The sequence below is a fragment of the Candidatus Zixiibacteriota bacterium genome (assembly GCA_016933955.1).
Taxonomy (GTDB): Bacteria; Zixibacteria; MSB-5A5; order GN15; family PGXB01; genus JAFGTT01.
Genome location: JAFGTT010000025.1, coordinates 20700 through 30539 on the forward strand (window position 1 = coordinate 20700; position 9840 = coordinate 30539).

At 51.1% G+C, this 9840-nt stretch carries 8 protein-coding genes and 1 tRNA gene; 3 read left to right on the top strand and 6 right to left on the bottom strand.

Annotated features, from left to right (window positions below; all coding sequences use genetic code 11):
* Positions 1 to 9: 9 nt before the first annotated feature.
* The 6 genes from JXQ28_08415 to JXQ28_08440 all read right to left on the bottom strand — a co-directional run bounded on the left by JXQ28_08415 (position 10) and on the right by JXQ28_08440 (position 8394).
* Entirely contained in the window at positions 10 to 1710 is a 1701-nt protein-coding gene (locus tag JXQ28_08415) for a DUF885 domain-containing protein (GenBank protein ID MBN2277753.1), read from the bottom strand.
* On the bottom strand, positions 1707 to 3101 hold the full coding sequence (gene rlmD, locus JXQ28_08420; protein ID MBN2277754.1) for a 23S rRNA (uracil(1939)-C(5))-methyltransferase RlmD: 1395 nt from the start codon (positions 3099 to 3101) through the stop codon (positions 1707 to 1709). Before rlmD ends, JXQ28_08415 begins: the two co-directional genes overlap by 4 nt.
* The gene (locus JXQ28_08425) at positions 3098 to 4009 is read right to left on the bottom strand and encodes a cation transporter (protein MBN2277755.1); all 912 of its coding nucleotides are present in this window, start codon (positions 4007 to 4009) and stop codon (positions 3098 to 3100) included. Before JXQ28_08425 ends, rlmD begins: the two co-directional genes overlap by 4 nt.
* A 91-nt stretch (positions 4010 to 4100) precedes the next feature.
* Positions 4101 to 5417 (bottom strand): HlyC/CorC family transporter, encoded by a 1317-nt coding sequence (locus JXQ28_08430; GenBank protein MBN2277756.1) that lies wholly within the window; start codon positions 5415 to 5417, stop codon positions 4101 to 4103.
* 26 nt (positions 5418 to 5443) lie between these two features.
* Positions 5444 to 6301, bottom strand: coding sequence for a zinc metalloprotease HtpX (htpX, locus tag JXQ28_08435; GenBank protein ID MBN2277757.1), 858 nt, complete (start codon positions 6299 to 6301; stop codon positions 5444 to 5446).
* 149 nt (positions 6302 to 6450) lie between these two features.
* On the bottom strand, positions 6451 to 8394 hold the full coding sequence (locus JXQ28_08440) for a dicarboxylate/amino acid:cation symporter (protein MBN2277758.1): 1944 nt from the start codon (positions 8392 to 8394) through the stop codon (positions 6451 to 6453).
* A 205-nt stretch (positions 8395 to 8599) separates the two neighbouring features.
* Between JXQ28_08440 and JXQ28_08445 the strand changes: the two genes are divergently transcribed.
* From JXQ28_08445 to JXQ28_08455, 3 genes are all read left to right on the top strand, one after another.
* The gene (locus tag JXQ28_08445) at positions 8600 to 9076 is read left to right on the top strand and encodes a nucleoside deaminase (protein ID MBN2277759.1); all 477 of its coding nucleotides are present in this window, start codon (positions 8600 to 8602) and stop codon (positions 9074 to 9076) included.
* The gene (locus tag JXQ28_08450; GenBank protein ID MBN2277760.1) at positions 9073 to 9585 is read left to right on the top strand and encodes a hypothetical protein; all 513 of its coding nucleotides are present in this window, start codon (positions 9073 to 9075) and stop codon (positions 9583 to 9585) included. Before JXQ28_08445 ends, JXQ28_08450 begins: the two co-directional genes overlap by 4 nt.
* A 77-nt stretch (positions 9586 to 9662) precedes the next feature.
* Positions 9663 to 9752, top strand: a tRNA-Ser gene (locus tag JXQ28_08455).
* Positions 9753 to 9840 lie beyond the last annotated feature (88 nt).

Below are 9840 nucleotides of genomic sequence, written 5' to 3' on the forward strand. Positions count from 1 at the left end.
TCGGGAGATTTATTCCTTCAAGCCCCAGATATCCCACAGCAGGTGCGGCGGAATGGCTCCCTCGGAGAGAAGACGATCGTGGAAATCCCCAAGGCTGAAATTATCACCATCGGTTTCCATCAGGTAGTCTCGAAGGCGGACGATTTCCTCCTTGCCGATCAGGTAACTCATGGGGATGGTTGGTGTCGTCGTATAGCGATTGATTTCGATCCTGATCCATGAGGTATCGCCTCCGGTTTGTTCGGCCATCCAGTTTACCGCCTCATCGATAGTCATCTGTCCGGTCTGCAGTTTGACATCGACGACAATTCGGGCGGCCCGGAAGATAATTCCACCGAGGATATTCAGGTAACGGGGGTTGTCACTGCCGTAAAACCCCTGATCATACATCATTTCCTCGCAGTACAGCGCCCAGCCTTCGATGAAGCACATATTTTCATGCCATTTGCGGATTCGATTTTCAATCTGCGAGGCATATTGAAATTGAAGATGATGGCCGGGGTAAGCTTCATGGACGACCGAGCTTTTAAAACCGCGGCGATTTATGAATTTATAGCGCGCCTCCCGTTGTCCGGCATCCATCGAATCGGGAATCGGGCGGACATAGAAAAGGCCGGTCTGGACCGGGCTGAAGACTCCCGGCGGTTCATAGGCGATTCCGGAAATCATATTGGTCAGGAAAGGCGGCGTTTCGACGACGCGGCATTGGCCGATGTTGTCCGGCAGGGTGACCAGGCCATTCTGCTCGATAAACAACTTGGTCTGGTCCACTTCCCAGTTATAGTACCGCAGAATATCATTACGGGTGATACAGTCAATAACAAAGACCGAATCCACGGTCGGATTTTCCGCCTCGAGTTCAGCCAGGTAGTCATTATATTGATTACGATATTTCTCAAGAAGATTCTCACCGATTTTTAGCAGGGAATCGGAATCGTAGTCGAGCAGGTATTCATGCTGCAGTTTATAGTCGAAGTTTTGTTTGCCGATGGCGAACGAACCGGGATCACCGGGCGGCAAGGTCGCCAGGAATTCCGCAAAATCCCGCATGGCGTCAATGGCCCCGGAGGTTGAGACATTCAATTCCCCGGCCAGGTCGGGCAATTTGGCCGAGAGATCGGCTTCGACCGTCCGGAAGAAATCGATCCCGGTGGTGAGCATTTCACGCGCCAGTTGGATGTAAACCGGCGGCGGGTTTTTCAGATTCTTTTTGGCCTGTTTGAACAGGTCGGGAATCAGTTTCATCCGGGCGTTAATATTCTGAGCCCTTGTCTCCAGCGGGGCATATTCCGACACCACAATCAGGTAGATCCCGTTAACGGCATCGGATACGTACAGGTACGGGTTTTTTTTATGCCATTCTATTTTATTCAGATTCAGCAGGGTGATATCCAGGCCGCTTTTTAGCAGGCGGTAGTTAATTCGACTTTCCGGCGACAGATTGGCCTTTCCGAATTTCTTGACCAGATCCTTTTCGTACTTTTTCAACTTTTCTATTTCACCTTTAATGGAGCCGCCGGAGTAATTGGTGAAGGTGTAATCATAATTATGAATACCTTTCTGGGCAGAAACGACCGGGAAGAAGGAGTCAAGATTATCAAGAATCTGATCGGCCAGTTTTTTAAAATCGCTTTCGACCTTGTTCTGACCCAGGGCCAGTGTCCAATTAAGGGCAAATATGACTATCATGATAAAAACTGTTTTTTTCACAATACCTCCGGTGTCTTAGATTCATTTTTATAAAAACCGCCGACCAGTTCGATATGCATGGTATGCGGAAACATATCGACCGGGACCGTTTTACTCAAAACATACCCGGCTTCCCGAAATACCGCCGCATCACGGGCAAAAGTGGCCGGGTTACAGGATATATATATAATTTTAGGCGGTCCAAGCTCAATTAATTTTTTCAGGGCTTTCGGGTGGAGTCCGGCCCGCGGCGGATCGACAATGACCGCCGTGACGGACCTGAACAGCTCCGGTTGTTCGGCCAGAATGGTTTGGACCGAACCGGTGTGGAAAATGGCATTATCGATTCCGTTGAGACGGGCATTCTCCTCGGCCGCCCGGACCGCGGACGGTTCCAGCTCGATTCCGATAACCTGTCTGACCCGCCCGGCGGCGCATAATCCGATCGTCCCGGTTCCGCAGTATAAGTCGAGAAGAGTATCATCGTTGTTCGGTTCCAGGAAATCGAAAGCCAGACTGTACAGTCTTTCGGCCTGCCGGGAATTAGTCTGGAAGAAAGAGTTGGCATAGATACGGAAAGTACAGCCGAGAATTTTTTCCTCGATATATCCCGGACCGCTTAAAATCTCTTCGGATTCCCCCAGGGCGATATTCGATTTTTTGGTATTGATGTTATGGACGATGGTCCTGATTTCGGGAAACTCACCGGCGGCCGAGGCGATCAAACGATCAGCCAGCGGAAAATCCCCGGCGGCGGTCACGATATTGAGCATCACCCGGCCGGTGTTTTTGGTTTCACGAATCACCAGAAACCGGATATAACCGGTATGGGCCTCGACATCGTAAATGGGGATCCGGTTTTCGGTGATAAAATTGCGGAACCAGGCGACAATGCTATTGGAACGGGGGGATTGCAGACGGCATTCCTCGATATCGAAAATCCGGTCGAACCGTCCTCGCCGATGGAGTCCGAAGTTGAAGCCGTCCTTGCCATTGGTATTGAATGAGAACTCCATTTTGTTGCGATAATAGAATTGTTCGGGACAGCCGACAATCTCGCCCACCTCGATATCATCGATCCGGCCGATATGCCGAAGGCAATCCAGGACCTGCTTGCGTTTATAGAATAACTGCCGGTCGTATACCAGGTCCTGCCAGGTACAGCCGCCGCAGATATCAAAATGCCGGCAGGGCGCCTTGATCCGGCCGGGTCCGGGTTCGATAATTTCCAGAACCCGGCCGATGGCAAATTTGGATTTGGTCCGGGTGATTTCGGCTTTCACCTTTTCCCCCGGCAAGCCGCCGTTGAGAAAGACGATCTTACCGCCGAACGAACCGACCGACTTACCGTCGAAGGCGAGGTCTTTTATTTCGGTTTCGAAGATATCGCCGATTTTATCCCTTATTTTCAAAGGCATTCTCCATTGTTGTACCAGCCGATATCGGCGCTGGAACAATCATCTCTTTCGGGCTGAATGGTGGCGTGGCCGATTCCGAAATCATGATGGAGCCGCTGATTAATCTCCCTGATTATCCTGGGGGAATCGTTGTACCGTGAATCCTCGAGACGAATATGACATGACAGGGCGACATCCCGTGAAGAAAGCGACCAGATATGCAAATCATGCAAACTGGTCACCTCAGGGTGCATCCGAATGGCGTTGGCCACGGTGTCGTAGTCGATCCGGGCCGGTACCGCCTCGAGGAAAATCATGGTAGCTTCCCGGATGACATCGAACGATGACCACAGGATCATGAGCCCGATTACGGCCGACAGGATCGGATCGATAATATTCCATCCGGTTTTCAGAATCACCACCGCCCCGATAATCACCGTCAGCGATGACAGGGTGTCATAGAGCATATGCAAAAAAGCCGCCTTGATATTGAGAGATTGACTCCTGGATGCATGGAGCAAAATAACCGACAGGATATTTCCGATCAGGCCGACCGTAGCGATAACCAGCAGTAAAGTTGGCGAGGATAAATCGACCGGGGTCAGAAACCTTCGGTAAGCTTCATAAAAAATATAAACGGCGATTATCACCAATGCCACCGCCGAAATAAAGGCAGTCATAACCTCCAGGCGTTTGTAACCATAGGTCGAGATTTTAGAGGGGGGGCGGCGCGACCCGGTTTCGCCGATCTGGGCCAGGATCAGGGCGGCGACATCGGAAAGATTATGTACCGCATCGGCCAGCAAGGCCAGGTAGCCGGTCAGCAAACCGCCGACAAACTCGGCGGCGGTGATTGCGACATTGAGAATTATGGTCGCAAACAGTCTCCCTCCCGACCGATTGTGAATATGCGTATGCGTCATCAGCTCCAATATATAACATCCTTCGACACATTAAAATACGAAATTTAGCCGAATCGGTTTTTGATTCGTGGATAATAATTTTCGGGAATAATCAGGAACCGGGCAGGGAATTATTGTTCAGTTTTTCTATACTCAGCCGTTTGAGGCGGTTGCCTTTAACCTCGAGAACCCGGAAACGGATTCCGTTCAACACCAGTTCCTCCCCCTTGATCGACGGATGGCCCAGTTTCTGGAAAAGAAGACCCGACAGAGTCTCCGGCCCATCTTCGGGAAAAGTGGTGCCGAATTCATCATTTAATTCATCGACCCGAAAGGAACCCGATGCGAAGGCCATTTTTTCCGATTTGATGACGAATTCGCGTTGTTCGGTATCGAATTCATCGTATATGTCACCGACGATTTCCTCGAGAATATCTTCCAGCGTAATCATACCGGCCGTTCCGCCGAATTCATCGAGCACGATCGCCGCATGTACCCGTTTTTTCTGCATGGTTTTAAGCAAGGTGTTGAGTTTCATTGAATCAGGAACGAAAAACGGTTTCCTGATGATATCATTGATAATAATCAATTCGGAGTTCTGGAGGATTCGAATCAAATCCTTGGTATATATGATGCCGACAATATTGTCGAGGCTTTCATCGTACACCGGGTAACGGGAGAAGCCATGAGAATTTATTATTTTAAGGATTTCAGCCGGGGGATCATGGTGTTCGATTCCGATAATTTCGGTCCGGGGAGTCATGGCTTGCCGGGCAGTAGTGTCGGTGAAATCGAAAACCGATTGGATCATTTCCTCCTCGGTTTCATCGAAAACCCCTTTCTCCCGTCCCTCGGTAATCAGGATATTGATTTCATCTTCGGTAATCGAGGCCCGCCCGGCAGTCTTCCTGACCCCGATCAGCCGCATAATACCCCGCGCCGACAGGGTCAGGACTTTGACCGGTAAAAAGGCTATTCGGACAAACAGGGTGATCGGGCCGGAGACAAGCAGAGCAATTTTTTCGGGATTGGTAAGAGCCAGATATTTTGGTACCAATTCGCCGATTACCACGGTAGCATATGATATAATCCCGACGATGATCAGAAAGGAGAGAGTCCGGGCCGATCCGGCAATCAGGCTGTTGGGAATGGAGGCAATGACGGGTGTCAGGTAATTGACGATCGTCATGCCGCTGAAAACCCCGGCCAAGGTTCCCACCACGGTGATCCCGACCTGGACAGTGGCCAGGAATGATTCGGGGCGGGAGTGTATTTTAAAAGCCCGGGCGGCCGCCCGGCGGCCCTCCTGGGCATACCGTTTCAAACGGCTCTTGCGGCTGGCGATGATGGCGAATTCCGAGAGCGAGAAAAAACCATTGGCTAAAATCAGAATGACAATAGCCAGGATTTCGATATAAGTATTACCCATTAACTAAAAAATAAAAGTCATCTCAATCAAACCGCCCCGCCGCCATAGACCAGTTGCTGGAGTCTTTTGATTCGTTCCTCGACCGGCGGATGCGTCGAGAACAGAGATGCCAGTCCTTTTCCGCTCAGCGGGTTGGCGATAAAAAGATGAGCCGTGGCGGGCTGTTTGTCAAGATTCAAACGGATCGGCGCTTTATGCAATTTCTCTAATGCCGAAGCCAGAGCCAGCGGCTGGCCGGTGATCCGGCTTCCCTCGGCATCGGCCCTGTACTCCCGGTTGCGTGATATCGCCATCTGAATCAGCATGGCGGCAATTGGGGCGACAATCATGGCTGCCAGCATTCCTATCATGCCGCCGTTGCGGCTGTCGTCCCGGGAGTATCCGCCCAGCAAGGCGGTCCAGCGGGCCATCGAAGCCAGCATGGCAATAGCGCCGGCCATGGTAGCCGCCACGGTCTGGATAAGCATATCGCGGTTGACAATATGAGCCATCTCGTGACCGATAACTCCCTCCAGCTCGCTGTCATTCAAAATTTCCAGCAGACCCTCGGTGGCCGCTACCGCCGCATGACTCTCGTTGCGCCCGGTGGCAAAGGCATTGGGTGCCTTGGATGGAATAATATAGATTTTTGGCATCGGTACCGGAGCCTTCTGCGAAACACTACGGACCACCCGATACAGCCTTCGGTGAGTCGCCTCATCTACCGGCCGCGCCCGATATAATTTCAGCACAATCCGGTCGGAAAACCAGTATGAAAAAAAATTCATCACGGCGGCCAGAATAAAGGCGATAACCATCCCGTTACGGCCGCCCAGCGCGAAGCCTACCAGTAGAAAAAGTAATGTCAGCAAAAGAAAAAGGAAGAATACCTTGATACTGTTCATCGAAACATCACCTCATCTTAACATACCAATCTAAAATAAATCCGCCGGAAAAACCGGTCAAGAGCTTTGTCATCGATTAAACGCCGCAGGCAATCGAAAAGTTCTGCCTGCGGCCATGATTAAAAGGAAATATTTCGCTGACAAGCGGTTTATTTGTAAGGCCGTTTTTTCTTCTCGCGACCCCAGTAATCGTCCTGAGGTTCATCAGCTTTTTCATCGTCCCTTCCGGAAACCACCACCTTTTCATCAGCCGTTTCACCGGCCGATTTCTCGCCGGTTTCCGGCGATTTGGCCGGTTCGATTCGTTCTGAATCGGAACCGGTTTCGGCACCGCCCTGATCGGTTCTTCTGCCCTCTCCAAACAGGTCCATTTTGGAGAACTTGGTATCAAAGAAATCATCGGATGATTTTCTGGAGTCGGTTTCCCTTTCGATTTCCGGGCCGCCGATCCCGAGACCGCTGATGGTATCCAGTTGCTTGCGGATAGTATCCAGTTCCGGACTGACATCGGCTTTTGGTTTTTCAGGTGCGGCCGGTTCAGTCTTTACTTTCCGGGACTGAAAATCATCCCGGGGACCCCGTTCTCTCCCGGCGTCGCGGGAATTCTCCGCGCTCGGTGCCGGGGATTTTTTTCTCTGGTCCTGACCTTCATCGCGATATGGCCTTCCCTGTGATGGTCGGGAACGTCCATCACGCCGTCCACCCTGACCACCCCGATCACGATCATACCGCGACCGTCCGCCGCGCTGTTGTTGCTGGCGATCCGGAGTGGCTGGTTGGGACTGCCGTTCGGGTCGATCCTGACGGGTTTTGTTTTTCCTTTGAGGTTTCCGATCCGTTTGCGGGGAACGTGACGCCGGCACCGCCGGCGGTTGATATGTTTTCATCTCGGCCGTTTCACCGATCACGGCCGCGCCAACCGAGTCGCCCCAGACATTAACCGTGGTGCGGCATCGATCCAGAAACCAGTCCACGGCGAAAATGAATCCGATTCCCTCGAGCGGCAAGCCAACCGCCGACAAGACAATCACCATCGTAACCAGTCCGGCGTGAGGAATCGCCGCCGCCCCTATCGAGGCCAGGGTGGCGGTCAGGAAGATGATAATCTGGGCATCGATGGAAAGCGGGAAATTGATCGCCTGGGCGATAAAAATAGCCGCCACCGCTTCATAAAGAGCGGTTCCATCCATATTGATGGTCGCTCCCAGCGGCAAAACAAACGAGGCCGATTTACTGCTTACCTTGTTTTTCTCGGTGACACATTCCATGGTGATCGGAAGCGAGGCCGATGATGAGGCGGTTGTGAAAGCGGTTGCCAGCGATTGACCCATATTCAGGAAATACTGAAAAGGATTTTTCTTCCCGAAAGCCTTTAGAATAAGGGGCAGAACAATCATGCCATGAATCAACAGACCGATAATTACGGTCAGCGAATAAAGCCCCAGTCCCGAGACGATTTCCACCAGCGAACCGCGGTTCTCGGCCACAATACCGCCAATGATAGAAAGGATACCGATTGGGGCGAAATAAATGATAATAACGACGATCTTCATGATGGCGTCATTGAGCCCCTCGAAGAAACTGATAACGGGCCGTCCTTTGCGGCCGATCGCGGTCAGCACCCCGCCGAAAACCAGAGAGAAAATAATCAGCGGTAAAACACTTCCTTTGGCCGCGGCATCGATCAGATTATCCGGTATCAGGCTGACAATAAAGTCGCTGTACGTGGCCGGCTCGGTTTTGGCGACGAAATCGGGAACATTGTTGCCGATCCCGCTGATACCTGTTCCCGGCTGGATGATATTGACCAGAATAATGCCGATCAGGACTGCAAAACCGGTCGTGGCCAGATAGTACACCAGCGTTTTACCGGTTGTCCGGCCCAGTTTCCTGATATCACCCAGGGAGGTGACACCGACGATCATGGAAGCCACAATCAGGGGAACCACAATCATTTTCAGGGCGTTGAGGAAAAGCGTTCCGAGAAACTTGATCTCGATAAAAAATCCGCCGAAATAATAACCGCCGAGAGCTCCGATAATGGCCCCGGCAACCATTCCCAACAAGATGATATTGCCTGTTCTGTTACTCATAACCTCTAATCATTTCATAAGTTTAAACCATAGGTAAACATTTAATATACCCTTTACATTCCGATTTTGCAACCATAAATGGTCAATATCCCGACCAAATGCCATTGTTTGCCATAAGGCGTTGTTGTACATGGGGATATTATTCGGCGCCGATGCCTTCCTTTTTGCCTTGCCAATTGATGTCGTTTGGGCAATATTGTTTTTCATGACGGAATTAAATCATAACTTTTTCATGGAAAAAGCTCTTGACGAAGCCCGGCTGGCGTTTGATGAGGGCGAGGTCCCGATCGGGGCGGTGGTGGTCAGCCGGGGATCGATAATCGGACGGGGCCATAACCGAACCGAAGCGCTCAAAGATGCCACCGCTCACGCGGAGATTATCGCAATCACCTCGGCCGCCGAAAAAGTGGGTGACTGGCGGCTGGAAGATTGTCTTCTCTATTCGACCATCGAACCATGCGCCATGTGTGCCGGGGCGGCGGTTCTTTCCCGAATCAAGACTATTGTGTACGGGGCCCGCGATCCCAAATTCGGTGCCTGCGGATCGATTTTCGAAATCCCGACGGATGTAAGGCTTAACCATAGAATCGTAATAATCTCAGGGATCATGGAAGACGAATCTATTGCCCTGATGCAGCTATTTTTCCGGCAGGTCCGACAGAATAAGGAGAAATTAAATTGAATAACCAAAATCTCGATCTCAATGCCATACTGATCAAACCGATTTATATCAGCTTGGCCATGAATGTCTTTGTCCCGGTTATATTTCTTCTGGTGGCCTACTATGTCGATCACCCCGACTTGAGCCATCGAGGTCTGGAAATCGCTCAGCTTCCGATATTATTATGGGTGCTGGTGGCTGTATCGCTGGGCGATATCGGCATGGCCGTATTTCTCAAACGGAAGTTGTTTTTTTCTCCGATGATATACTCCCGGGAGACTTTCGTCGAAGATCTCGCTCGACGGACCTTAACCATTACCATTATCTGCACCGCCCTGACAACGGCGATTTCGGTTTATGGTCTGGTGTACTATTTTATCGGCGGGACTTTCGATCATCTGCTTTTATTTGTCTTTGTTTCATTTATCGCCTACCAGCTGATTCGGCCGCGCCACGGGTATATGAAGAAGGTGGTGGAAGCTCAGGAGCGGCTGATGGAAGAAGAGAAATACTACCGGCCAAAACCCTGAGACCGGGCTGATAGGTAAATTTGGGCTTTACATTTTGGCCGAAACATATTAATTAGGGCCATCGCTTTAAAGGTGACGGAGAGGTGCCGGAGTGGTCGAACGGGGCGGTCTCGAAAACCGTTGAACCCTTGCGGGTTCCCAGGGTTCGAATCCCTGCCTCTCCGCCATAACAGGCAGGGGGCCTGTTTTTTCACCTTCGTTCTGCCATAGCAGTCATTTTCCCGGAGTGATTAAAGTTCTATAGATATTCCATCC

What these genes read in the sequence shown, in the direction of transcription:
- JXQ28_08425 (MBN2277755.1), bottom strand. Translation starts at nt 4,009, where the DNA reads ATGACGCATACGCATATTCACAATCGGTCGGGAGGGAGACTGTTTGCG.
- JXQ28_08430 (MBN2277756.1), bottom strand. Translation starts at nt 5,417, where the DNA reads ATGGGTAATACTTATATCGAAATCCTGGCTATTGTCATTCTGATTTTA.
- htpX (MBN2277757.1), bottom strand. Translation starts at nt 6,301, where the DNA reads ATGAACAGTATCAAGGTATTCTTCCTTTTTCTTTTGCTGACATTACTT.
- JXQ28_08440 (MBN2277758.1), bottom strand. Translation starts at nt 8,394, where the DNA reads ATGAGTAACAGAACAGGCAATATCATCTTGTTGGGAATGGTTGCCGGG.
- JXQ28_08445 (MBN2277759.1), top strand. Translation starts at nt 8,600, where the DNA reads ATGACGGAATTAAATCATAACTTTTTCATGGAAAAAGCTCTTGACGAA.